This window comes from Pseudomonas sp. FSL R10-2189, from assembly GCF_009600325.1.
Classification (GTDB): domain Bacteria; phylum Pseudomonadota; class Gammaproteobacteria; order Pseudomonadales; family Pseudomonadaceae; genus Aquipseudomonas; species Aquipseudomonas helleri.
On the sequence record NZ_WIVZ01000004.1, the window covers coordinates 116,939 to 138,599 of the forward strand.

The 21,661-nt window shown below is 58.9% G+C and carries 26 protein-coding genes; 14 read left to right on the plus strand and 12 right to left on the minus strand.

Annotated features, from left to right (window positions below; all coding sequences use genetic code 11):
- Positions 1–75 precede the first annotated feature (75 nt).
- The gene (locus GHO32_RS04990) at positions 76–645 is read right to left on the minus strand and encodes an antibiotic biosynthesis monooxygenase (protein WP_153333299.1); all 570 of its coding nucleotides are present in this window, start codon (positions 643–645) and stop codon (positions 76–78) included.
- A gap of 181 nt (positions 646–826) precedes the next feature.
- On the opposite strand from GHO32_RS04990, the gene GHO32_RS04995 reads away from it, so the two are divergent.
- A complete protein-coding gene (locus GHO32_RS04995) occupies positions 827–1,774 on the plus strand; it encodes a MerR family transcriptional regulator (RefSeq protein ID WP_153333297.1) in 948 nt (315 codons plus the stop codon).
- On the opposite strand, the gene GHO32_RS05000 is transcribed toward GHO32_RS04995, so the two are convergent.
- A complete protein-coding gene (locus GHO32_RS05000) occupies positions 1,752–2,228 on the minus strand; it encodes a PAS domain S-box protein (RefSeq protein ID WP_153333295.1) in 477 nt (158 codons plus the stop codon). The genes GHO32_RS04995 and GHO32_RS05000 overlap by 23 nt on opposite strands.
- Before the next feature lie 134 nt (positions 2,229–2,362).
- Here GHO32_RS05000 and GHO32_RS05005 point away from each other — a divergent pair, with 134 nt between their 5' ends.
- Positions 2,363–2,818 carry a flavodoxin gene (locus GHO32_RS05005; RefSeq protein WP_153333293.1) on the plus strand — a complete coding sequence of 152 codons (456 nt, stop codon included), beginning with the start codon at positions 2,363–2,365 and terminating at the stop codon, positions 2,816–2,818.
- Here GHO32_RS05005 and GHO32_RS05010 read toward each other — a convergent pair.
- Entirely contained in the window at positions 2,799–3,698 is a 900-nt protein-coding gene (locus tag GHO32_RS05010) for a LysR family transcriptional regulator (RefSeq protein WP_153333291.1), read from the minus strand. The genes GHO32_RS05005 and GHO32_RS05010 overlap by 20 nt on opposite strands.
- A gap of 98 nt (positions 3,699–3,796) precedes the next feature.
- Here GHO32_RS05010 and GHO32_RS05015 point away from each other — a divergent pair, with 98 nt between their 5' ends.
- From GHO32_RS05015 to GHO32_RS05025, 3 genes are all read left to right on the plus strand, one after another.
- The gene (locus tag GHO32_RS05015) at positions 3,797–4,183 is read left to right on the plus strand and encodes a CidA/LrgA family protein (protein WP_153333289.1); all 387 of its coding nucleotides are present in this window, start codon (positions 3,797–3,799) and stop codon (positions 4,181–4,183) included.
- Entirely contained in the window at positions 4,173–4,859 is a 687-nt protein-coding gene (locus GHO32_RS05020) for an LrgB family protein (RefSeq protein ID WP_153333287.1), read from the plus strand. The genes GHO32_RS05015 and GHO32_RS05020 overlap by 11 nt, the downstream gene beginning before the upstream one ends.
- Before the next feature lie 388 nt (positions 4,860–5,247).
- Entirely contained in the window at positions 5,248–6,072 is an 825-nt protein-coding gene (locus tag GHO32_RS05025; RefSeq protein ID WP_153333286.1) for an SDR family oxidoreductase, read from the plus strand.
- Between the two features lie 86 nt (positions 6,073–6,158).
- Here the strand turns inward: GHO32_RS05025 and GHO32_RS05030 are convergent, their stop codons facing one another.
- Both GHO32_RS05030 and GHO32_RS05035 read right to left on the minus strand, forming a co-directional pair.
- On the minus strand, positions 6,159–7,070 hold the full coding sequence (locus GHO32_RS05030; RefSeq protein WP_153333284.1) for a LysR family transcriptional regulator: 912 nt from the start codon (positions 7,068–7,070) through the stop codon (positions 6,159–6,161).
- A gap of 37 nt (positions 7,071–7,107) precedes the next feature.
- The gene (locus GHO32_RS05035) at positions 7,108–7,902 is read right to left on the minus strand and encodes an IclR family transcriptional regulator (RefSeq protein WP_153333282.1); all 795 of its coding nucleotides are present in this window, start codon (positions 7,900–7,902) and stop codon (positions 7,108–7,110) included.
- Positions 7,903–8,063: 161 nt separating this feature from the next.
- On the opposite strand from GHO32_RS05035, the gene hmgA reads away from it, so the two are divergent.
- The 4 genes from hmgA to GHO32_RS05055 all read left to right on the plus strand — a co-directional run bounded on the left by hmgA (position 8,064) and on the right by GHO32_RS05055 (position 12,543).
- The gene (gene hmgA, locus GHO32_RS05040; RefSeq protein ID WP_153333280.1) at positions 8,064–9,368 is read left to right on the plus strand and encodes a homogentisate 1,2-dioxygenase; all 1,305 of its coding nucleotides are present in this window, start codon (positions 8,064–8,066) and stop codon (positions 9,366–9,368) included.
- Between the two features lie 2 nt (positions 9,369–9,370).
- Positions 9,371–10,675, plus strand: a complete 1,305-nt coding sequence (gene fahA, locus GHO32_RS05045; RefSeq protein ID WP_153333278.1) for a fumarylacetoacetase — start codon at positions 9,371–9,373, stop codon at positions 10,673–10,675.
- Positions 10,676–10,685: 10 nt separating this feature from the next.
- Entirely contained in the window at positions 10,686–11,315 is a 630-nt protein-coding gene (gene maiA, locus GHO32_RS05050) for a maleylacetoacetate isomerase (protein ID WP_153333277.1), read from the plus strand.
- Between the two features lie 202 nt (positions 11,316–11,517).
- Positions 11,518–12,543: a Glu/Leu/Phe/Val dehydrogenase dimerization domain-containing protein gene (locus tag GHO32_RS05055; protein ID WP_048368288.1), complete on the plus strand. Its 1,026-nt coding sequence runs from the start codon at positions 11,518–11,520 to the stop codon at positions 12,541–12,543.
- Positions 12,544–12,565: 22 nt separating this feature from the next.
- Here the strand turns inward: GHO32_RS05055 and GHO32_RS05060 are convergent, their stop codons facing one another.
- From GHO32_RS05060 to GHO32_RS05070, 3 genes are all read right to left on the minus strand, one after another.
- Positions 12,566–12,940, minus strand: a complete 375-nt coding sequence (locus tag GHO32_RS05060; protein ID WP_153333275.1) for a MerR family transcriptional regulator — start codon at positions 12,938–12,940, stop codon at positions 12,566–12,568.
- 38 nt (positions 12,941–12,978) lie between these two features.
- Complete coding sequence (locus GHO32_RS05065; protein ID WP_153333273.1) at positions 12,979–13,554, minus strand: NAD(P)H-dependent oxidoreductase; 576 nt, start codon at positions 13,552–13,554, stop codon at positions 12,979–12,981.
- 77 nt (positions 13,555–13,631) lie between these two features.
- A complete protein-coding gene (locus GHO32_RS05070; protein WP_153330464.1) occupies positions 13,632–13,889 on the minus strand; it encodes a YebG family protein in 258 nt (85 codons plus the stop codon).
- 244 nt (positions 13,890–14,133) lie between these two features.
- Between GHO32_RS05070 and GHO32_RS05075 the strand changes: the two genes are divergently transcribed.
- Positions 14,134–14,634 (plus strand): phosphate-starvation-inducible protein PsiE, encoded by a 501-nt coding sequence (locus GHO32_RS05075; protein ID WP_048390220.1) that lies wholly within the window; start codon positions 14,134–14,136, stop codon positions 14,632–14,634.
- A 77-nt stretch (positions 14,635–14,711) separates the two neighbouring features.
- Here GHO32_RS05075 and GHO32_RS05080 read toward each other — a convergent pair whose 3' ends face one another.
- The 4 genes from GHO32_RS05080 to GHO32_RS05095 form a co-directional block, all read right to left on the minus strand.
- Positions 14,712–15,137: an HPF/RaiA family ribosome-associated protein gene (locus GHO32_RS05080; protein WP_048391044.1), complete on the minus strand. Its 426-nt coding sequence runs from the start codon at positions 15,135–15,137 to the stop codon at positions 14,712–14,714.
- A gap of 200 nt (positions 15,138–15,337) precedes the next feature.
- Entirely contained in the window at positions 15,338–17,668 is a 2,331-nt protein-coding gene (fecA, locus tag GHO32_RS05085; protein ID WP_153333504.1) for a TonB-dependent Fe(3+) dicitrate receptor FecA, read from the minus strand.
- A gap of 172 nt (positions 17,669–17,840) precedes the next feature.
- A complete protein-coding gene (locus tag GHO32_RS05090; protein WP_368668418.1) occupies positions 17,841–18,806 on the minus strand; it encodes a FecR domain-containing protein in 966 nt (321 codons plus the stop codon).
- Entirely contained in the window at positions 18,803–19,291 is a 489-nt protein-coding gene (locus GHO32_RS05095) for a sigma-70 family RNA polymerase sigma factor (RefSeq protein ID WP_048368275.1), read from the minus strand. The genes GHO32_RS05090 and GHO32_RS05095 overlap by 4 nt, the downstream gene beginning before the upstream one ends.
- Before the next feature lie 184 nt (positions 19,292–19,475).
- Here GHO32_RS05095 and GHO32_RS05100 point away from each other — a divergent pair, with 184 nt between their 5' ends.
- The 4 genes from GHO32_RS05100 to GHO32_RS05115 all read left to right on the plus strand — a co-directional run bounded on the left by GHO32_RS05100 (position 19,476) and on the right by GHO32_RS05115 (position 21,641).
- Complete coding sequence (locus tag GHO32_RS05100; RefSeq protein WP_123749644.1) at positions 19,476–20,027, plus strand: RNA polymerase sigma factor; 552 nt, start codon at positions 19,476–19,478, stop codon at positions 20,025–20,027.
- Positions 20,024–21,013: a FecR domain-containing protein gene (locus tag GHO32_RS05105; RefSeq protein WP_368668417.1), complete on the plus strand. Its 990-nt coding sequence runs from the start codon at positions 20,024–20,026 to the stop codon at positions 21,011–21,013. Before GHO32_RS05100 ends, GHO32_RS05105 begins: the two co-directional genes overlap by 4 nt.
- Before the next feature lie 162 nt (positions 21,014–21,175).
- Positions 21,176–21,382 (plus strand): antitoxin, encoded by a 207-nt coding sequence (locus tag GHO32_RS05110; protein WP_123749646.1) that lies wholly within the window; start codon positions 21,176–21,178, stop codon positions 21,380–21,382.
- Positions 21,372–21,641, plus strand: a complete 270-nt coding sequence (locus tag GHO32_RS05115; RefSeq protein ID WP_123749647.1) for a type II toxin-antitoxin system RelE/ParE family toxin — start codon at positions 21,372–21,374, stop codon at positions 21,639–21,641. Before GHO32_RS05110 ends, GHO32_RS05115 begins: the two co-directional genes overlap by 11 nt.
- Positions 21,642–21,661: the final 20 nt, after the last annotated feature.

Genomic DNA, 21,661 nt, shown 5'->3' on the forward strand with positions numbered 1-21,661 from the left:
GCCGGAAACAGTCGCGGCGCAATGGCAAAACTATACCAGCGTCCGCGACCTGACTGCCAAGCCCGGGGCGATCGGTTAACTGCGTTGCGCGAGGGAGTTTGTGCGCAAGGGCTTGTTGGGCGTGCTGTGCAGCCAGCCTGCGAGCAAATGGGTCGAAAGCGGAATAAACAGATAAACCATCAGTGGCGTCAGGGCCAAGGTGCTGACAAATACCCGTGGCAATAAACTCAACTCGCCCAGTAATGGGCCCAGCGCAAAGTTGAACAACAACGACACCGGAAAGAACGCCAGCCAGATGGCCACGGCCTGTTTCCAGCGCGGTGGGCGCTGCCCGGCGGCGCCAAACCAGCCGTCGATGCCGCTGACGCGATGCTCTGAAGGGTTGGCAAACAGGTGGCTGCCGCGCTGCAACCAGGCTTTGCGCGACACCGAGTGTTCCCACGCGTGCAGGGTGGCTTCGTCGGCAAAGCGGAAAATGATCTGGAATTCATCGTCGCCCGGGGGCGGTGCCAGCACGCCTGAACCCAAGTAACCGGGAAAGTCGGTGGCTAACTGTTCGCCTTCGTGCAGCCAGGCGATCAGTTCCTGGTAACGGCCTTTCGCGACACGGCGCGCGACCATCAAGGTGACAGGGGAGGTAGACATTGTGTATCTCCATGAGGCTGACGTTGCCCGGGTAGGGCAACCACAAAACACAGCGCCGGGGTGGTGGGCTGTGTCTGGAAAAACAAGCAAGGATTGTTCCCGAACGCGATGAACGGGATCGCCACAGCGAGGGAGATGAAGCGTAGAATCCCTCCATTCACTCTTGTAACAGGCCTTAACCATGCCCGTGATCACTGAACTTGAGCCCGTTGCGCTCGCGGCAGGTCAGCCAGAACTGCCGGGCCTGTACCCGATCAGAGAAGTCGCCCGGCTCACCGGCATTAACCCGGTGACCTTGCGTGCCTGGGAGCGGCGCTATGGTTTGATCCAGCCGACACGCACCGAAACAGGGCATCGCTTGTACACAATGAGCGATATTGAGGCAGTGCGTCAGGTTATGGGCTGGCTTGAGCGCGGCGTTGCGGTCAGTAAAGTGGCCGAATTGCTGGCACGCCCGACCGCCTCCGTCAGCGTGCCGAAAGAGGCTTTGGTTGACGAATACCAACAATGGCAAGCACGTGTTCAAGCTGCGCTCAGCGCCTTTAACGAAGCTGAACTGGATCGCCTGTACGGGCAGATTTTCTCCAGCTACCCGCTTGAAGTCGTGTTCAAAAGCATCTTGATGCCGCTCTGGGAGCAACTGCTGAAGGCACAAGATGAGTTTGGCCGCACCAGCGAGTGGTTGCTGCTGGATCGCTTTTTACGCGGCCGCGTGCAGCAGCGCCTGCACCTGCAACCCATGGATGCCCACGATTGCGTGTTGCTGGTGGGGCTGCCCGAGTTGTGCACAGAGCTGGAACTGCTGGTGACCGGTTTGCTGTTGAGCCGCAATGATCGGCTGATCAGGGTATTGGCCGTTGGCCAGCCGCTGGATGAGCTGTCGCTGATCTGTGAGCAGGTTCAGCCTCGGGCGGTGGTGCTGTTCGCCCGGCAGGTGGTGGGCGCGGCCCATCAGCGTCGCTTGATCCGCCTGGCGCAATCGCTGGACTGTTCAGTGGCACTGGCCGGTGAGGCCGCCAATGTGGCACAAGACGCACTGGCCGGTTCATCGATTGCCTGCCTGGGCAGCGAGACCGTTTTGATGAACCAGCGCCTGGACGTTGAGCTTAAGCAAGCGGCGGCGCGCTAACACCCTTGGCTGCCTTGAGCGCCTCCAGTTCAGCTTTTACTGCCGCCAACTCGATCTCCAGTTGAGCGGCTTTTTGCTGGGCCTTTACCTGTTGGGTGACATCCTTTTGCACCCCAATAAAATAGGTCAACTGATCAGCGTCGTTGAACACCGGTGTGATCGACAGTTCGTTCCAGAAGTGCGAACCATCTTTGCGGTAATTACGCAGCACCTGTCGTGTCGGCTCTCCGCTGGCGATGGCCTCGCGGATCAAGTGCAAACCAATCTGGTCACGGTCGCCTGACTGTAAAAAGCGGCAGTCCTGATACAGGATGTCGTCGCTGCTGTAGCCCGTCAGTGCCTCAAACGCTTTATTGACGTAGATAAGGATGTTGTCTTCACCTTCCTGCTCGGCCACCACAATACCGTCCTGGGACGCGTCCACCATGCGCTGCAGTAAACGGGCGTTGATCATGGTGCAGCACTCCAAAAGTCAGTTAAGTTCGAGCCATTTTAGGACATCGCGACAAGCTGTCTACGTGCTATCACCGAAAGCATGGCGTCACCTGTTAGTATCCCTGCCTTTTAGTCAGTTACAGGATCAGATTGATGAAAGTCGCCATCCTTTCAGGCTCGGTGTACGGCACCGCAGAAGAAGTCGCCCGCAACGCCAAACAACTGCTGACCGATGCCGGTTTTGAGGTGCTGTTTAACCCGCGCGCCACGCTGGCCGATATTCAGGCCTTTGCTCCGGATGCTTTTTTGGCGGTGACCTCGACCACCGGCATGGGCGAGCTGCCTGATAACCTGACCCCGTTGTACAGCGAGATCCGTGACCTGCTGCCCGCCGCCTGGCGTGGTCTGCCGGGTGCCGTGATCGCATTGGGCGACTCCAGCTACGGCGATACCTACTGCGGCGGTGGCCAACTGCTCACTGAACTGTTTGCCGAGCTGGGCCTGCGTGAAGTCCAGCCGATGCTGCGCCTGGATGCCAGCGAAACCGTTAACCCTGAAGGCGACTCCGAGCCGTGGGTAGAAGACTTCATCAAAGCACTGACCCAGTAATCGACCGCTCACGCAGCAGCTCCAGCCAGGCTTGAGCTGCGCGTGACAAGTACGCGCCTTCGCGCCAGATAAAGGCGATGTCCCAGCGCAGGGAGTCGGGGGCAATCAGCTTTAAACGTATGACGTCGGGGCGCACCAGTTCGCGCGCGACCACGCTGGGCAACAAGACCACGCCCTGGCCGGCTGCCACCAGCGCCACCAAAAAGTCCGACTGGCCGCTGCGCCCGCCTTCCTTGGGGGTAAAGCCCATTTGCTGACAGGCCTGGACCACGCGATCGTTAAGCACAAAACTGCGTTGATAGAGCAAAAACGGTGTCTCGGCCAGTTGCTCCAGGCGCACGCTGCCGCCTTCTGCCAGCGGATGATTGGCCGGCAGCAAGGCGTCCAGCGGCTCGTCGCAAAAGGGCTGCCAAGAAAACGCCTGATTGTTTTTGGGTGTCAGGCTGCCGCCCAACTCCAGTTCGCCGCTCAACACCGCCTGTTCAATATTCAAACTGCCGCCTTCGAGCAGTTGCACCTGAATATTCGGGTAGCGACGCCGGTACTCGGCAAACAGGTTGGCAAACAGCGCATTACCGCCCAGCAGCGGCAAACCCAGTTTCAACTCCCCGCGTTCCAGGTGGCTCAAGTCATCAAGCTCACTCAATAACTCTTTGTGCAACCGCAGCATGCCTTCGGCGCGTTGCAGCACCACCTGTCCGGCTGCCGTGAGGCGCACGTGCGAACCGAACCGGTCAAACAGCGTCGTGCTGAGGCTTTGCTCCAGTTGTGCGACTTGTTTGCTCACCGCCGATTGGCTGATGTGCAGGTGCTGGGCGGCCTGGGTAAAGCCGCCGTGGCGTACCACCTCAACGAAGGTACGCAGTTGTTTGAATTCCATAATGTGATTCCAGATTGGAATGCAGGCCAGTCTAACAATTCGTTTTAGGTATGGAAGGTGCATCTTTAAACTGAAGGCCTGTCTGCTCTGGAACCACTATGAAACGCTTCGATGTAAAACGTATGGGTCGGCTGATCAGTGAAATCGCCGTATTGCTGGCCATCTATTTTGTCGGCTGCCAGATTGCCGCGTGGTTGCAGGTGCCGATCCCCGGCGGGGTGATGGGCATGATCCTGTTGCTGCTGGCCTTCGCCCTAGGCTGGGTCAAGCCTGCCACCTTGCAGTTGGGCGCCGGTGTGCTGATGGCCGAAATGCTGTTGTTCTTTATTCCCGCCTTGATGAGCCTGCTCGATCACGGCGCTTTGGTGCGTGACGAGGGCTGGCGCATTTTGTTGGTGATTGGCGTGAGCACCCTGTTGGTGATGATCGTCACGGCCTTTACCGTTGAAGCCGTGTGCCGCTGGAAGCTGCGCCATGAAAGCTGAACTGATGCCGATGTTCTGGCTGGTGCTCACGCTGGGGACTTATGGTCTGAGCCGCTGGTTGTACCGGCGCACCGGGCGCTATCTGCTGTCGCCGCTGATACTGGTGCCTGCCTTGTTGCTGGCCGTGGCCGCGCCGCTGCACACAGCCTACGCCGAATATTCCCGTGATACCCACTGGCTGATGTTGGTGCTTGGCCCGGTGACCGTCGCGTTTGCCGTACCGATTTGGCAGCAACGCAAGTTGCTGGCGCGGCATTGGCTGGCGTTGTTGCTCGGCATGATGGCGGGCAGTGTCGCCTCGATTGGCAGCTCGTACTGGTTGGCCAAAGTGCTGGCGCTCGACACATCACTGACCTTGTCGCTGGTGCCGCGCTCCATTACCACGCCGTTCGCCATGCCCGTTGCGCAAAGCCTGGGCGGCGTACCGGAACTCACCGCCGTATTCGTGATGTTCACGGGCGTGTTTGGCGCCATGATGGGCGGCATCCTGCTCAAATGGTTGCCGTTGCGCAGCAGCCTGGCGCGCGGCGCGCTGTTTGCGGTCGGTGCTCACGGTGCGGGCGTTAGCCGTGCCCGTGAAGTGGGCAGCGAAGAAGGCTCGGTGGCCGGTTTGGTCATGGTCCTCACCGGGATCCTCAACCTGCTGGCCGCGCCCTTGTTGATGCTGGTGATTTGAAGCGCGCATCCGGGCTTAAATCCCGGGCATAAAAAAGGCCGCTGTAAAACAGCGGCCAAAGAAGACGTTCATCAAGGAGCAGCAAATCAACGTCAGGGTAAACAGTGTGAGCAGAATCGCTGTGACTCGATGCTCTGGCGGGCAGATGTGCCCGGTAAGTGCGACAAGAATAAGGGCTCGCTGGCCTGGGAGTAAGGCCGGTTTACGACAAGCTCTGTTACAAATTAGGCAACAGTCGGCCAGGCCAGCACCGCTCTGCGTCGCGGCTTACCACGGCACGCGCAATGTTGCGATTGATGCAAATGGCTCACTAAGGCATCCCTGATTTCGGTCTTAAACCCACGCCATTTCCCGCTCAGACTGGTTGCACTTCTGAAAGGGGAACCCCATGAAAAAAACCATGCTGATCACCGGTAGCTCCAGCGGCGTCGGGGCTGCGACGGCCCGGTACTTTGCCGAACACGGCTTCAATGTAGTCGCCACTGTGCGTAATCCCGAAGCCGCCCATGGGCTGGACGGTATTGCGAACCTGCTGGTTGTACGGCTGGATGTCGAAGACACCGCGAGCATCGATAGCGCGCTGACCGTGGCACTGGAACGATTTGGCCGAATTGACGTGGTCATCAACAACGCGGGTTATGGCCAGTACGGTGTAATTGAAGGGATGCCCATCGAAAAGATTCGCAAAAATTATGATGTGAATGTTTTCGGCGTTATCAATGTGATCCAGCGCGTCATTCCGATACTCCGCCAGCAGGGCGGCGGTATGATTTTGAACGTCGGTTCCTGTGGCGGTATTTTCGGCCTGCCCAACAGTTCTGTGTACATCTCGACCAAGTGCGCCCTCGAAGGCTTTACCGAGTCGATTGCCTACGAACTGGCCTCGCAGCATATCGTCGTCAAACTGTTCGAGCCGGGCGGCATTATGACGCCGTTCCATGAGCGCTCCGCGCGTGAAAGCAACGGCAATGGCAACGTACCCGCTTATGACGCATTTCTGGCCAGCACCCAAGAGGCGATGACCAAGCTGGCCGAAGGCGTGGCCACCCCCGAGCAGGTAGCCAAAGACATTTATGCCGCCGCCACCGACGGCACAGACCGGCTGCGTTATTGCGCGCCGTATGGCGTCGAACATTTGGTTAAAGCGCGCCGGGAACTGGATGATCAAGCCTACGAACGCTTTATGCGGGCGCAGTTTCCGGGAGCGAACTGATGCAGTTCAAGCCGTCACGTTGATAAACCCTGTAGGAGCGAGCTTGCCTCGCGATCTTTTGATCGTTTAAAGGTTCGCGAGCAAGGTCAGTTTTTAAGCGGGCGATCACTGCGCAAGCTGTCTATCAGCGCCCGCAACCCGGACGGCACAAGCCGGTGGCCCGGGTAATAAAGTGCCAGGCCGGGGAAGGGCTCGCACCAGTCGAGCAGCAAGGGGACCAATTCGCCCCGAGCGATATCAGCCCGGATACTGGAGTCGTCGACGTAGGCGATGCCCGCACCCTGCTTCGCGGCTTCGACGATCAGCGTCTGGGCATTAACGATGAAATTGCCTTGTGGCTTGACCACGGTGCGTACTTCATCGCGTACAAATTCCCAGTGGTAGATCTGCCCGTTGGAAAAGCGATAGGCCAGGCAGTTGTGCTGGCTCAATTGTTCGGGGGATTCGGGCGTGCCGTGACGCGCCAGATAGTCGGGGGAGGCGACTACCAGCGGGCGAAACGCTTCCGGGCCCAAGGCCACGGCGATCATGTCTTTTGGCACCTGATCGCGCAGGCGGATGCCCGCGTCCAGGTTGTCCGCAACAATATCGACCAAGCCTTCTTGCACGACGATTTCGACCTGCATGTCTGGAAAACGCTGCAAAAACGCGGTAAACGCCGGGTACATCACAATCCGCGCTGCCGTCTCTGAAGCGCTGATGCGCAGCGTTCCCTGCGGCGATTGCCGAAAGGCGTTCAGGCCTTCTTCCGCAAGCTGGATTTCTTCAATCGCCGGGCTGATGCGCTCGACAAACAACCTGCCAGCCTCCGACAGCGACACAGAGCGAGTGGTGCGGTTAAACAAACGTGTGCCCATCCGCGCTTCCAGGTTGGTAATTGCGTGGCTTAGCGCAGACGCAGAAATCTCAAGCTCATCTGCCGCTTTTCGAAAGCTTCTGTGGGTGCTGATGGCCAACACTGCATAAAGGTCGAACAAGGTTGTTTTACTGGGCTTCATTGTGCGACGCCTTTTGCGTGTGCAACACGCAACGTGATCAATCGGGCTGGTAGCCCATGCGCCAACTGACGGCGTGGGCCGCTGCCAGCAAGCGCTGCGCGGCCGGGCCATGTTCATCGGCATGGAACAGTGAGGTAGGGCCGACCACGGTCAGCACGCCCGCTACTTTGCCGGTCGCTTCGAATACCGGCGCCGACAGCGCATCGACGCCAGGCATCAACAGGCCGTGCACAAAATGCAAACCACGGGTGCGGATCTGTTCGCTGATCGCGGTATAGGCCTGGGCAGGTTGCAGCGGGTGCAGGTGGTCGGTTGCAAGTTCCAGCGCGCGCAATTCGGCGGTTTCGCGATCAGGCAAAAAGGCGTTGAACACCAGCCCTGTGGATGAACTGAGCAGCGGCAGCACCGAACCCAGCTTGGTCACCACCGTGACCGCACGAACAGCGGCTTCGATGTGCACCACAGTCGCGCCCTGATTGCCCCACACGGCCAAAAAACAGGTTTCGTTCAAGTCATCACGCAGCTCGGCCATCGGCAGGGCGGCGACTTTGAGCACGTCCATGCTGTTGAGCGCGGCCAACCCCACACGCAATGCTTCGCGGCCCAGGGCGTAATGGTTGGTGGCGGTATTTTGCTCGGCAAACCCGCTGGCAATCAGCGCCTGTAAGTAACGATGGACCTTGCTCGCCGGCATCTGCACGTGCTCGGCCAGACGCGATAACGAGGTCGATGGCGACAGCTCGGCCAAGGCCTTGAGGATGTCGGTGCCGACTTCAGCAGAGCGCACTTTCTGTTTGCCGGTGCTGTCAGCGGTGCTTGGAGGCTTTTGCATGGGGGCGCGGGTCTCGGGATGAATGGGCGTCTTTATAGCTTGACGCTTACTACCAATCAAATTACGTTATGCGTAATTCGATTACGATAAAAATAACGCAGTGACACACGCACGGTTCCAGTGCTGAGTGAGTCCACTGTTTTCTCCACTCTGGAGGCTCCATGAACCTCGACTCGTCTTTGTCTGACCTCGCGTATCAATCCGGGTTTGGCAATGAATTCAGCAGTGAAGCATTGCCGGGCGCATTGCCCGTCGGGCAGAACTCTCCGCAAAAAGTCCCCTATGGCCTGTACGCCGAATTGCTCTCTGGCACGGCATTCACCATGGCTCGCAGCGAGTCGCGGCGCACCTGGATGTACCGGATCAAGCCGTCCGCCAATCACCCGGCCTTTACCAAGCTTGAGCGCCAATTGGCCGGTGGCCCGTTGGGGCCGGTGACGCCTAACCGCCTGCGCTGGAACCCGCTGCCGATTCCTGCCGAGCCCACCGATTTTATCGACGGTCTGGTCGGCATGGCCGCCAACGCTGGCCTGGACAAACCTGCCGGGATCAGCATCTACAGCTACCGCGCCAACACCTCGATGCAGCGTGTGTTTTTCAATGCTGATGGCGAGTTGCTGCTGGTGCCGGAGCAGGGCCGTTTGCGCATTGCCACCGAGTTGGGGCGTCTGGACCTGGAGCCTCTGGAAATTGCCGTGATCCCGCGAGGGCTCAAGTTCCGCGTTGAACTGCTCGACGCACAAGCCCGCGGCTACATCGCAGAAAACCACGGCGCGCCGCTGCGCCTGCCCGATCTGGGGCCGATTGGCAGCAATGGCCTGGCCAATCCGCGTGACTTCCTGAGCCCGACCGCGTACTACGAAGACTCGCAGCAGCCGGTCACCCTGGTGCAAAAGTTTCTCGGTGAACTGTGGGGCTGCGAGCTGGATCACTCACCGCTAAACGTGGTCGCGTGGCACGGCAACAATGTGCCGTACAAATATGACCTGCGCCGTTTCAACACCATCGGCACCGTCAGCTTTGATCATCCCGATCCGTCGATCTTCACCGTGCTGACCTCGCCGACCAGCGTGCCGGGTCTGGCCAACCTCGACTTCGTGATCTTCCCGCCGCGCTGGATGGTGGCAGAGAACACCTTCCGGCCGCCGTGGTTCCACCGCAACTTGATGAACGAGTTCATGGGCCTGATCCAGGGCAGTTATGACGCCAAGGCCGAAGGCTTCTTGCCCGGCGGTGCTTCGCTGCACAGTTGCATGAGCGCCCACGGCCCGGATGCCGAAACCTGCAGCAAAGCCATTGCGGCCGATCTGCAACCGAGCAAAATCGACAACACCATGGCCTTTATGTTTGAGACCAGCCAGGTGCTGCGTCCGAGCCAATTCGCCCTCGAGTGCCCGCAGTTGCAACCTCATTACGACGCTTGCTGGGCTTCGTTGCCCTCGACCTTTACCCCGAACCGGAGATAACCATGACCCAGTCCACCTTAACCCGTAGCTGGATCGCCTCCGCCAATAGTCACAGCGATTTCCCGTTACAAAACCTGCCGCTGGGTGTGTTCAGCATTCAGGGTTCAGCCCCGCGCAGCGGCGTGGCGATTGGCGAGCACATCTTTGACCTGGAAGCCGCATTGGCTGCCGGTTTGTTCGAAGGGCCTGCCAAAGTCGCCGTAGAAGCCTCGTTGGGTGGCGCCTTGAACGCCTACTTTGCCTTGGGCAAAAGCGCTCGCGTGGCCTTGCGTGAACGCTTGCTGGAACTGCTCAGCGAAGGCAGCACCCTGCGTGGCAAGATCGAAGCCCAGGGCGCCAAACTGCTGCCGCTGGCGGCTGATTGCGAACTGCACCTGCCCGCCAAAATCGGTGATTACACCGACTTCTATGTGGGTATCGAGCACGCGAAAAACGTCGGCAAACTGTTCCGCCCCGACAATCCGTTACTGCCCAACTACAAATACGTGCCAATCGGCTACCACGGCCGTGCCTCGACCATCCGACCGTCGGGCGTCGATGTGCGCCGCCCTAAAGGCCAAACCTTGCCCGCCGGGCAGACCGAACCAGTGTTTGGCCCCTGCGCCCGTCTGGACTATGAGCTGGAGTTGGGCATCTGGATCGGCCAGGGCAACGACATGGGCGATGCCATCGCGATCGGCGAAGCGAGCGAACACATTGCCGGTTTCTGCCTGCTCAACGACTGGTCGGCGCGTGACATTCAGGCGTGGGAATACCAGCCGCTGGGGCCGTTCCTGTCCAAAAGCTTTATCACCAGCATTTCGCCGTGGGTGGTGACCGCCGAAGCCCTGGAACCGTTCCGCCGTGCACAACCTGCGCGCCCGCAAGGTGATCCGCAGCCGCTGCCGTATCTGCTGGATGCCCACGATCAGGCCCACGGTGCATTGGACATCGAACTGGAAGTGCTGCTGTTGACCGCATCAATGCGCGAGCAAAACCTGCCTGCGCAGCGTTTGGGCTTGAGCAACAGCCTGAACATGTACTGGACCGCCGCGCAGTTGGTGGCTCACCACAGCGTCAACGGTTGCCAATTGCAGCCGGGTGACTTGTTCGGTTCGGGCACCTTGTCGGGCCCTGACCAATCACAACTGGGCAGCCTGCTGGAAATCACCGAAGGCGGTAAGCATCCGGTGGAATTGGCGTCGGGTGAAGTGCGCAAATTCCTTGAAGATGGCGACGAAATCATCTTCCGCGCCCGTTGCAAGCGTGAAGGTTTTGCCTCAATCGGTTTCGGCGAATGCCGTGGCAAGGTTGTCGCTGCACGCTGAGGAGCGAGCCATGGAACTCTTTGCTTACTACCGTTCGACCTCGTCGTACCGGGTGCGCATCGCTTTGGCACTTAAAGGCCTGGATTACCAGGCCGTGCCGATCAACCTGCTCAAGGGCGAGCAGCGCCAGCCCATCTACCAGGCGATCAACCCGCAGGGCCGTGTACCGGCCTTGCGCACCGATGACGGCAGCGTATTGATCCAGTCACCGGCGATCATCGAATACCTCGAAGAACGCTACCCGGTGCGGCCATTACTGTCCGAAGACCTGATCACCCGCACTCACGAACGTGCCGTTGCGGCTTTGGTGGCCTGTGATATCCACCCGTTGCACAACGTCAGCGTGCTCAACCAACTGCGCCAACAGGGGCAGAACGAAGAGCAGGTGAGCCAGTGGATCGAGCAGTGGATCAGCCAGGGCTTGGCGGCCATCGAACACATGATCGGTGACAGCGGCTATTGCTTTGGCCCTGAGCCGGGCCTGGCAGACGTGTACCTGATCCCACAGGTGTACGCGGCACAACGGTTCAACGTGTCGCTGGCGGCCTATCCACGCATTGCGAGGGTGGCGGCATTGGCCGAACAGCACCCGGCCTTTATCCAGGCGCATCCGGCACGGCAACCGGATACGCCGATCTAACGGACGCTAAACCTTGTAGGAGCCGCCGAAGGCTGCGATCTTTTGATCCTGAAAATCAAACCATCGCAGCCGTCGGCAGTTCTGGCGTTCTCCATATACCTGCAACCAGCGCAAATCCCTGAGCTTTATTCCTGCTCACTTCAACGCCTTTTTTGCGACGGCCTATACTGGCGTTTACCTGTCACCGATCGAGGGCTGGTTAATGTTTGCTCTCATGCAAAGCGCTCATGTGGAGTCGCTGCACCTCAGTATTGATCCCGTTACAGGGCTTAAAGCCGTGATTGCCATTCACAGCAGTCGCTTGGGGCCAGCGTTGGGTGGGTGCCGTTATCTGGCGTACCCCAACGACGAAAGTGCCGTCAGCGATGCGGTCCGTCTGGCCCAGGACATGAGCTATAAAGCAGCGCTGGCCGGGCTGGCAGTGGGTGGGGCAAAAGCGGTCATCATGCGCGCGCCTCATGTTGAAAGCCGTTCAGCGCTGTTTGAAGCATTTGGGCGCTGCGTGGAGCAACTCGACGGCCGTTACATCACCGCCATCGACAGCGGCACCTCCACCGCCGATATGGACTGCATCGCCCAATATACCCGCCACGTCACCAGCACCACCGCCGCCGGTGATCCTTCGGCGCACACGGCCATGGGCGTGTTTGCCGGCATCCGCAGCACCGCCTCATCGCGGCTGGGCAGTGACAACCTCGAAGGCCTGCGCGTGGCCATTCAAGGCTTGGGCAAAGTTGGCTACGCCCTGGCCGAGCAACTGCATGCCGCTGGCGCCGAGTTGCTGGTGTGCGACACCGACCCCGGCAAAGTACGCTTGGCCATGGAGCAGTTGGGTGCTCACCCGGTGGCCTGCGAAGCCTTGCTCAGCACGCCGTGTGACATTCTGGCGCCGTGCGGGTTGGGTGGCGTGTTGAACTGGCACAGCGTCGCCCAATTGCGCTGCTCTGCTGTGGCCGGATGCGCCAACAATCAGTTGACCAACTTGCAAGTGGCCGACCAGTTGGAGCGTCGAGGCATTTTGTATGCGCCTGATTACGTCATCAATTCGGGCGGGCTGATCTACATGGCGTTGACTCACCAAGGAGCGCAGCCAGAAACCATCAATCAGCATTTGCTGCAAATCAGCAAACGTCTGACCGGCATCTACGCCCACGCCCAGGCCGAAAAACGTTCACCGGCCCGGGTTTCGGACGAACTGGCGCAGAAGCTGCTGTATGGGCAGGACTAAAAGCGGGCCGGTTTTCTGCAGGTTAAGGATCGCAGCCCGGATTAACAGGTTGTGAGGCATCCTTGAAACGGGTTTCAAATTCAACCAACTGTGCCTGCACCTGTTGCAATGCTTCGATCTGCCTCGCCACAGCATTTTTCTTTACCTCGATGGCGTTGCTGACCACCTCCCACGGCAAGGGTTGCCCTGGGTGGTTCTCGACAATCGCGAGCATTTCCTTAAGCTTGAAACCCAACTGCTGTGCACACTTGATGAGCTTCAGCCACTCAACACTGTGTTGGGAGTAGATGCGGTATTTGCCCTGACGTTGAGGGGAGGGCAACAAGCCGATGGCTTCGTAGTGACGAATGCTTTTTATGGTCGTGCCTGACAATTGGGCCGCTTTGCCGATGTACATGAAAGGTCCTTAAAAGAAGCAGTCGGCCGATGAAGCACTTAGCGACGGGCTAGCGCCATGGCCTGTTGCAGCCACCTTTGCCGTTGAGTTGTGGTCGAGGTTAACACTGGGCCGAACATCAAGGTGGTCAGCGGTTTTATGCCGCAAAACGCCAAAGTGTGCTTGCGCATTTGATGAAGCCCCGGCATCCAGTAAACCCATTTGTAATACCCCGGTGCAGTGTCCATGGCGACCAGCAGGTGGGCGGTGCGGCCTTTGAGCAATTTGTCAGGGAAGACTTTGCCCTGGCGGTACTTGAAGGCAAAGCCTGGCAGGAAGGTGCGGTCGATAAAGCCTTTGAGCAAAGCCGGAACGCCGCCCCACCACAGTGGAAACACAAACACCAGGTGTTCGGCCCACATGATGTCTGCCTGGGCATCTAGCAGGTCTTGTTCCAGTGTCTGGATCTGGTTGTAACCTTCGTGCAGCACCGGGTCAAAGTTCAGAGCACCCAGTTGCACTATGCGCACCTCGTGACCAGCGTGCGTTGCTGCCTCGAAATAATTATTTGCTATCGCGCCACAGAAACTGTCGGTCGAGGGATGCCCCAGAATGATCAGTACACGCTTGCTCATCGCTACACTCACCTGAAAGAAGGCCTTTCAAGGTAAACGTTGCCCCAAAGGGGAGAGTCAAGCGAGGGCGCGACAGATTACTCGCTCTCGACCAGCAGCTCGGACAGCGCGTCGGGCTGGCTCTTGAAGGCCTTGGCGAACACATCGCGGTTCTTCGCCATGTAGATGCCGGCTTCTTCAACTTGCTGCTCGTTCAGCGACGGCACAGCCCTTTGCAACACTTCAGCCAGCAGCTCGGCCAGCTCGAGCATTTTGTCATGACGGTCAGCTTCGGCTTTATCCATGAACAAACGCTCCAGATCTCGGCTGCTGCGGTATACCACTTCGACGGCCATTTACCACCTCATATGCCTTCACGATAAGTTGTCTTACGAATACTGTGTTTTTATACAGCAAAAAGCATAAGCCAATCACCGCCCTTTGACTAGCGACTTTTTGACTCTAGCTGCAAATGGCGGGGGACGTGTCTAATCGCGGCTGGCCATCATCTCACTGGCGGTGACTGGCCTTTTTTCTGCATGCAGAAAGCGTCACGTTCATCGCGGATGATCCGTTTTAATCGACTCAAGGAGCTGCATCGTGAGAGTAAACAAAGCTGAGAAGCTACGTCGCCGGGTCCATGAACTGGCCGAATCGATGGGCAATTTGTTCGTTGAAACCTTCCACTACCTGGCCTTGTTCGCCATTGGTGCTGTCACTGCCTGGGCGGCGGTGATGGAATTTCTGCAGATGGTGGAGAAGGGCAATATCACCATCGACGACATTCTGCTGCTGTTTATCTACCTGGAACTGGGGGCGATGGTCGGGATTTATTTCAAGACTAACCACATGCCCGTGCGTTTCCTGATTTACGTGGCGATCACGGCGCTGACCCGCTTGCTGATTTCCAACGTTTCGCACCACAACCCGCCGGACATGGGCGTGGTGTACCTGACCGGGGCGATTCTGCTGCTGGCGTTTGCGATTCTGGTGGTGCGCTATGCGTCTTCGCAGTTCCCCTCAGTGAAGATCGAAAACCCCCATCGCAAGACCGGCGCCGGTTCTGGCGAGCACCCGGAGGTGGAGAAGGGCGAGTTGTAATCTGGCTTTTTTGCACCACTAAAAAGGGCGGGCTTACCGAAGTAAGCCCGCCCTTTTCTAGTGCGCTTGGCGCTGAATCAGCTGTTGAGTGCAGCCTGTTCTTTTTCCAGGAATTCTTCTTCAAGCAAAACGTCAGCACTGGTTTTGTGCTCTTTCTCTCCGAACCCCTCAACGGGCAGTTTTGCGGTGTGTTTACCACGCAGCTTGCCGAACAAATGCTCCAGAGCGTGCTGCAGTTTGGTCGCAGCGCCTTCAACGGCGAGTGTCAGTTCATTAGCGTCGTGGGATACCAAAATCGGTTGGTGACCTTTTGGACGAGCCTCCATTTTGCAGCGTTTGTCTTTTGGACCGGACTTGCCGCCATTCTCATCGGTGACATGCACGATGACTCGAGTCAGGTCTAACAGGTAACGCTCGAGCGTAACTTCAACTGTAGCTGTCACCCAATTCTGGGTGCGTGCGTCAACAGCGATGTTTTTATCGGAAAAGACTTCAGTTTGCATAATGCTTCCCTTATCTAGCGTGCTCGTGTGAGTTGTGACGGCCTCGCGACTCAAAGGTTCATCGTCAGCGCTCACCTACAGTGTTTGAGCCGATGAGCAAATATTTCAAGCACTTTTTTCAGGAACAATCATTGGCCCTGATCCGCGTCAGTCTTTGACAGGGACAAAGGCCCGCGTGGGCGGGCCATGGCCGATTTATATCAAAATGCAACAGAGGTCTGGACGTACACGGTGCGAGGTTCGCCCACGTATTTGCCCTTGTTGTTGTCGTCAAACGAGCGTGTGTAGTACTCGTGGTTGAAAATATTTTTAACGCCGACAGCCACGTTCAAGTCAGATAATTGATGGCCGAAATCGTAGCCGACGCGGGTGTTGAACAGCATGTAGCCGGGGATCAGGCCGGTGCTGCCGTCAGCGCTTTCGGTGCGGGTGTTGGCGTTGTCAGCGAACTGGTTGCTCTGGAAGGTGCTGTCCAGATTGGCCTTCCACGGGCCTTGGGTGTAAGCAACGCCAACGCTGCCTTTGTTTTTCGAGGAGAACGGCACACGATTGCCTTTGTTTGGCCCATCTTCGCGGATGGTCGCGTCAACATAGGCATAGGTGGCATACACGTCGAAACCGGCCAGTTCCGGGCTCAAGCCTTCGAGCGCATAGTTGACGCTGGCTTCGATGCCTTGATGGCGGGTTTTACCCCGAGCGATCACGGTGTCGGTGGTCTGGTTGCTGTCGTATTGATTGTTGAAGTTGATCAAAAATGCGCCGATCTCCGCGCGCAGGTTGCCATTGTCGTAGCGCGTGCCCAGTTCCCAAGTCCGGGCTTTTTCAGGTTTTACTTCGCCGCCGGTGACCCGGTTCGGCATCTGGCTGTACTGCACACTGCCGAACGAGCCTTCGGTGTTGGCGTAGATGTTCCAGCTGTCGGTGACGTGGTACATCACGTTGAGTGCTGGCAACGGCGTGTTGTAGTCGCCTTTATATTTCACGTGGGTCAGCAGGTTGGTTTGCTGCTGTTCGATCATTTCGTAGCGAATGCCGGGCGTGAATGTCCACTTGCCGATGTTGATTTTGTCGTCGATGAAAAAGGCGTGCGCCTCGGTGGCTCCGCGAGTGTCGCGGTCGTTGCGGCTGCTGGTGGTCGGCAATTGGTTGTCAGCGATAGGCGTGCGGTAGCGCAACTCGTGCCCGGCTTCGTTGATGTAGCGATACCCCACGCCCACTTCGTGCACGCTGCTGCCCAGGTCAAAGCCTTGGGCCAGGCGCGTTTCAACCCCGCGCACCCAGTACTCGCGGGGTGACAGCGAGAGGAAAGTGCCTTGATCCAGATACCCGCTGCGCAGGGTTTTGGTGAAGAAGCTGTTCACCGTGAATTCGCGGCGGTCTTCCTGGTAGCGATAACCAAAATTGACCAGCGTGCGGCGGCCCCAGAACTTGTCGTTCGGGCGGGTCGATTGATACGGATCAGCCTTGTAAGCCGCGGTGCTCAGGCCGCCCGGCATTTGGGCCTCGCCGTCGTAGTACTGGGCCATGGCGTTGAAACTGTTGGCTTCGTCGAGCTGGTAGTTGCCCTTGAGAATCAGGTCATCAATGCGCGTGTCGCTGTGTTCGCGCCAGTCGCTGCCACGTGTTCCGGAGTAAAGCACGGCGCCGCCCAGGCCATTGTCGGCCGTGCCGCCTGCCAACAGATTGGCGGTTTTCTTGAAGCCGTCCTGGGTGGACGACGGGCTGGTTTCGGTCTGAACGCCCACTTTAACCGTCGGCTCGACGGGAATCGCGCGGGTCACAAAGTTGACGATGCCGCCCACGTTTTGCGGGCCGTAACGCACGGCACCGCCGCCGCGTACCACATCCACTGCGTCCATGTTGCCCATGCTCACCGGGGCAAAAGACAACTGAGGCTGACCATACGGCGCAAACGGTACCGGAATGCCGTCCATCAACACCGTCGAGCGCGTGGCCAGACGCGGGTTGAGGCCGCGTATACCGAAGTTGAGGGCCATGTCATGGCTGCCGGTGCCGTTGTTTTCCGGGGCGTTGACGCCGGGGATGCGGTTGAGTACCTCTCGGGCAGACGTGGCGCCCTGGCGTTCGAACTCTTCGCGGCGGATCACGTCACGGGCGCCCGGATGTTCGAACACATTGATTTGCTCGGCATCACCCAGCCAGTCGCCGACCACACTGGAGGCGCCCAGTTCGATGCTTTGCGGGGCGTCAGCAGCAGGTGCCGGTTGCAGGCTGAATGCGCCTTCGCCTTCTGAACGGGCTTGCAGGCCGGTGCCTTCGAGCAACGTTTGCAAGCCTTGCTCCGGGTTGAAGTTACCTTCAAGACCGTGGCTTTGCAGGCCACTGGCGGTGGCTGAACTGAACGAAATCAGCACCCCGGCTTCACGTCCAAACTGATTTAGCGCGTTTTCCAAGGAGGAGGGCGCGATGTGATAGTGCTTGGCGTCAGGCTCGGCAACGGCGTTGAAGCTGAGGCTGGCACCCAGTAACACACTGGCCAGGGACGTAAGACGGAACGGCTGAGCGGGCATGAAAAAGTCCTGAGAAGAAGGGATAAATCGAAGTGGCTTACCTTCTCTGTCACGCCAGATTTGAAAACAGCTCACGTTCTTTGAAATAAGCACACACCGTGTAGGAGCGAGCTTGCTCGCGATCTGTTGATCTTTAAAAAAGATCGCGAGGCAAGCTCGCTCCTACAGGGGGCTAGACACGCGCTTCTACCGTCACCCAGTACCGGGTAAAGCGTCTGACTCGCACCGGCAGGCTGATTTCCAGCAGGCTAAGGATCCGCTCGCTGTCGTCTATCGGGTAAGTGCCGGAGATCAGCAACTCAGCGACTTTAGGGTCGCAATTGAGTTGGCCGCGACGGTAGCGGCCCAGTTCGGCCAGAAAGTCTTGCAGGCGCATGTGTGCGGCCACCAGCATGCCGTCAGTCCAGGCGCCGCTGCCGGCGTCCAGGGCATGCGGAGTGCTCCAGGCCAAGCGGTTAAAACTCACTTGCTGATGGGCGTTTACCCACAACGGGCTACCGGTGTGATCGGCCGGTGACAGCGCGACCCGGCCATCAAATACGGCCAGTTCGGTGCGGTTATTGAATTGACGCAGGTTCAGGCGCGCGGCCTGCGGCTGCAACAGGCCATCGGCTGTGAGCACCTGCAAAGGCCGGGCATCTTTAGCGGCAATCAGATGCATCTCGCCCTCCAGCAGGCGAATCACCCGCTGCTGGGCGTTGAAGTTCACATCTACCGAACTGGCGGTGTTGAGCTGGATCAGGCTGCCGTCTTGTAACTGCACTTTGCGACGCTCGCCGACCGGGCTGCTGTAATCCGCCAGCAGCGGGGTGATCGGCAATTGGTCGCGCAGGCTGTAGGTCAGTGCCGAGCCCGCGCCCAACAACAGCAACAGCTTGAGGGCGTGGCGACGGCTGCTGCTTTTCGGCGCGTTCAACGCGGCGTGGGCCAGGGGCGAGGACAACCCGCGTAAGCGTTGGTTGACCCGCTGAATATGCTCCCACGCGCGTTGGTGTTCGCTGTGGGCCTTGAGCCAATGCTCCCAGGCTTGCTGGCGCCGGGGGCTGAGCGCGCCACCCTGCATTTCCACCAGCCAGCTCACCGCTTGCTCGGCGACTCCCGGGGTAATGTCTGGCGGATGATTAAAGGCGCCGTTCACAGGGCGAAGTAGCAGCGCAGGGCGGCTTTGTTCAGGTGGCGTTTAACCGTAGCAATTGAAATACCCAGTTGCGCGCCGATCTCGGCATAGCTCAGGCCATCGACCTGTGCCAGCAAAAAGGCACGCTTGACCGGCGAGGGCAGGCCGTCGAGCAATTGATCCAGCTCGGCGAGGGTTTGCAGAATGATGGCTTTGTCTTCTTCGGACGGCACCAGCGTCTCGGGCAGCTCTGCCAGCGCCTGCAAATAGGCGCGCTCCAGCTCCTGGCGACGATAGTGGTTAAACAGCACGCGCTTGGCGACCACGGTCAAAAAAGCCCGGGGTTCGGCAATGGTCGGTGTTTCGCGGGCGGTCAGCAGCCGCATAAAGGTGTCTTGCGCCAGATCGGCAGCGCCTTGCGGGCAACCCAGCTTGCGCCGCAGCCAGGCGGTGAGCCAGCTGTGGTGGTCCTGATAGAGAACCTCGACGGTGTTTGACGGGGGCAACGACCACTCCAGCTGCGCCGAAGACGCTTTAGAGAACAAGAATTGTTCGCATTGTAGTGGCGAGTGATTGGATTGAGCAATCACCCTGGATAAATGGATTCAGCACAGTCCGTCATCTGCTTTTGCCTATGAGAATATTTATCATTAATATCCGCCTTCTTTTTGACTTCCCGCCTCGACGCCCATGAACCCTCCCGAACTCAAGGATGGACCTGGCAGTGAATCGCGCCATGGACGTGCGCATTTTCTGCAGGTGTTTTTATCCCAGCGCCCACAAATGGAAGCGCTGGTCAGCCGCCGCGTGGGCTGTCGGGCCACGGCCGCCGATCTGGTTCAGGATTTGTTTTTGCGGTTCTGGCGGCGGCCCTTGGTTCAGGTCGAGGAACTCGGCACTTATTTGCTGCGTTGCGCGGGCAACATCGCCATCGACCATCTGCGCAGCGAAGGCAGCCGCGACCGGCTCAACCAGCATTGGCAGGCCGAGCCTGACGCCCAAGGCTGTGAGCCGCAGGCGGCGCTGGAGGCGGGCAATGATTTGCGCCAGGTCGAGGCGGCGTTGCGCAGCCTGCCAGAGCGCACCCGGCACATCTTTTTGCTCAATCGTATCCATGGCCGCACTTATGCCGAGATCGCCAAGGTCACCGGCGTGTCCCAAAGTGCCGTCGAAAAACATATGATGCGCGCCCTAGAGGCCTGCAAGGCCAGCTTGCGAGAGCCGCCAGGGACAGCATCGTGACTCAACATTCGAAGATCCAGGTGACACCCGAGCAGGAGCGCACTGCGCTGCAATGGCTAAGCGTGCTGCATGACCAGCCCGACAGCGGCGACCAGGCCACCTTCAGCCGCTGGCTGCACGCCGACCCGGCCCATGCCGAGGCCTACGCGCAGGCGCAAGTGGTGTGGGAACTGAGCGAAGTGGCGGGCAACACCTTGGCCAATGAAGAAGCGCTGGTGATGCAACGCTACCTGTCGCAGATGAACGTCAGCCGACGTCATCGCCTGGCACGCTGGTCCAGTGGCCTGGCTGTAGCAGCCTGCCTGTTGCTGATGGTGGGGGTGTTTGCCGGTTGGCAGCCCATGCGCTGGCTAAACGATCTGGGCGCCGATTACGTCAGCGCGCCGGGGCAAGTGCGAACCTTGACCCTGGCCGATCAATCCGAAGTGACGTTGGGGGCCGACAGCGCCATTGCCGTTAACTTCAGTGGCAACGAGCGGCATGTCGAATTGCGCCGGGGTGTGGCGTTTTTTCACGTCATCCACACCGGCCAGCCATTTGTGGTGGATGCCGACGGCGGCGAAGCACGGGTGTTGGGCACCGAGTTTGAGGTGCGCTTACAGTCCGGCGGCGCGCAGGTCACGGTGTTGTCCGGGCGGGTCGGGGTCAAGGCTGACAAACAGGCGCCGCAGCAGATTCTTACCGCCGATCAACAAGTGGCCTACGCTGCAGGCACGGCAGACACCGTGCACCGCGTCGACAGCCTTGCACAACTGGGCTGGCGCACGGGCTGGCTGACGTACTACAAAACCCCGCTGGCCGACGTCGTGGCCGACCTCAAACGTTATTACCCCGGGCAGATTGTGCTGCTGAATGCACAACTGGGTGAACGGCGTATCAGCGGCAGCTTCCCCAGCCAGGACCCGCAAACAGTGATTAACTCCCTGCAAGGCGTGCTCGGGTTTGAACAGCACAACCTGTTGGGTCGGGTGATTGTTCTGCGCTGATTACCGGACTTTTCTCTCAAGCCAAAGCGGCGTGCCTTGCTTGTGAGCGCCGACAAGCAAGCCTAGCCTGAGTACATCTGGTTCACCCCCTTCATCGGCCCGGCAACGACAGTGAATCAGGTACGGATTAGACTCACGAACATTCACCCGGAGGGCTCCCCCATGAGCGCCAAACATACGCACTGTGTTGCAGAGTCCGATGCTAAAACGTTCGAAACCCAAGAGCAGGCGGCCAGTTATGACCGTTGGTTCCGCGCCAAGGTACAAGCCGCGCTGGATGATCCAGGCCCCGGTGTCCCGCACGATCAAGTAATGGCCGATATGCGGGCGCTTATTGAATTGAAGCGCAACACGCACAGTGCGGATTGAATGGCGGCCCGAGGCTCGGGCTGACCTCATGAAAATTATTGACTACATCGCCGACCATAACTTTGCCGCAGCGGTTGAACTGACCCTGGCCATTGAAGCTGTGACTTCTGCTCTGCCAGAAAACCCTCACCTGTATCGATTTGGCCGGGTGCCCGGCACTCGTGAAATCGTCGTGCGGCCTAATTATCTGGTGATCTACCAAGTAACGGATCAGATCGATATTTTGGCTGTTCTACATGCTCGTCAGAAATACCCTTGAGGGTATGCAGAGGAGATTTA

What these genes read in the sequence shown, in the direction of transcription:
- GHO32_RS04990 (WP_153333299.1), bottom strand. Translation starts at nt 645, where the DNA reads ATGTCTACCTCCCCTGTCACCTTGATGGTCGCGCGCCGTGTCGCGAAA.
- GHO32_RS04995 (WP_153333297.1), top strand. Translation starts at nt 827, where the DNA reads ATGCCCGTGATCACTGAACTTGAGCCCGTTGCGCTCGCGGCAGGTCAG.
- GHO32_RS05000 (WP_153333295.1), bottom strand. Translation starts at nt 2,228, where the DNA reads ATGATCAACGCCCGTTTACTGCAGCGCATGGTGGACGCGTCCCAGGAC.
- GHO32_RS05005 (WP_153333293.1), top strand. Translation starts at nt 2,363, where the DNA reads ATGAAAGTCGCCATCCTTTCAGGCTCGGTGTACGGCACCGCAGAAGAA.
- GHO32_RS05010 (WP_153333291.1), bottom strand. Translation starts at nt 3,698, where the DNA reads ATGGAATTCAAACAACTGCGTACCTTCGTTGAGGTGGTACGCCACGGC.
- GHO32_RS05015 (WP_153333289.1), top strand. Translation starts at nt 3,797, where the DNA reads ATGAAACGCTTCGATGTAAAACGTATGGGTCGGCTGATCAGTGAAATC.
- GHO32_RS05020 (WP_153333287.1), top strand. Translation starts at nt 4,173, where the DNA reads ATGAAAGCTGAACTGATGCCGATGTTCTGGCTGGTGCTCACGCTGGGG.
- GHO32_RS05025 (WP_153333286.1), top strand. Translation starts at nt 5,248, where the DNA reads ATGAAAAAAACCATGCTGATCACCGGTAGCTCCAGCGGCGTCGGGGCT.
- GHO32_RS05030 (WP_153333284.1), bottom strand. Translation starts at nt 7,070, where the DNA reads ATGAAGCCCAGTAAAACAACCTTGTTCGACCTTTATGCAGTGTTGGCC.
- GHO32_RS05035 (WP_153333282.1), bottom strand. Translation starts at nt 7,902, where the DNA reads ATGCAAAAGCCTCCAAGCACCGCTGACAGCACCGGCAAACAGAAAGTG.
- hmgA (WP_153333280.1), top strand. Translation starts at nt 8,064, where the DNA reads ATGAACCTCGACTCGTCTTTGTCTGACCTCGCGTATCAATCCGGGTTT.
- fahA (WP_153333278.1), top strand. Translation starts at nt 9,371, where the DNA reads ATGACCCAGTCCACCTTAACCCGTAGCTGGATCGCCTCCGCCAATAGT.
- maiA (WP_153333277.1), top strand. Translation starts at nt 10,686, where the DNA reads ATGGAACTCTTTGCTTACTACCGTTCGACCTCGTCGTACCGGGTGCGC.
- GHO32_RS05055 (WP_048368288.1), top strand. Translation starts at nt 11,518, where the DNA reads ATGTTTGCTCTCATGCAAAGCGCTCATGTGGAGTCGCTGCACCTCAGT.
- GHO32_RS05060 (WP_153333275.1), bottom strand. Translation starts at nt 12,940, where the DNA reads ATGTACATCGGCAAAGCGGCCCAATTGTCAGGCACGACCATAAAAAGC.
- GHO32_RS05065 (WP_153333273.1), bottom strand. Translation starts at nt 13,554, where the DNA reads ATGAGCAAGCGTGTACTGATCATTCTGGGGCATCCCTCGACCGACAGT.
- GHO32_RS05070 (WP_153330464.1), bottom strand. Translation starts at nt 13,889, where the DNA reads ATGGCCGTCGAAGTGGTATACCGCAGCAGCCGAGATCTGGAGCGTTTG.
- GHO32_RS05080 (WP_048391044.1), bottom strand. Translation starts at nt 15,137, where the DNA reads ATGCAAACTGAAGTCTTTTCCGATAAAAACATCGCTGTTGACGCACGC.
- fecA (WP_153333504.1), bottom strand. Translation starts at nt 17,668, where the DNA reads ATGCCCGCTCAGCCGTTCCGTCTTACGTCCCTGGCCAGTGTGTTACTG.
- GHO32_RS05100 (WP_123749644.1), top strand. Translation starts at nt 19,476, where the DNA reads ATGAACCCTCCCGAACTCAAGGATGGACCTGGCAGTGAATCGCGCCAT.
- GHO32_RS05110 (WP_123749646.1), top strand. Translation starts at nt 21,176, where the DNA reads ATGAGCGCCAAACATACGCACTGTGTTGCAGAGTCCGATGCTAAAACG.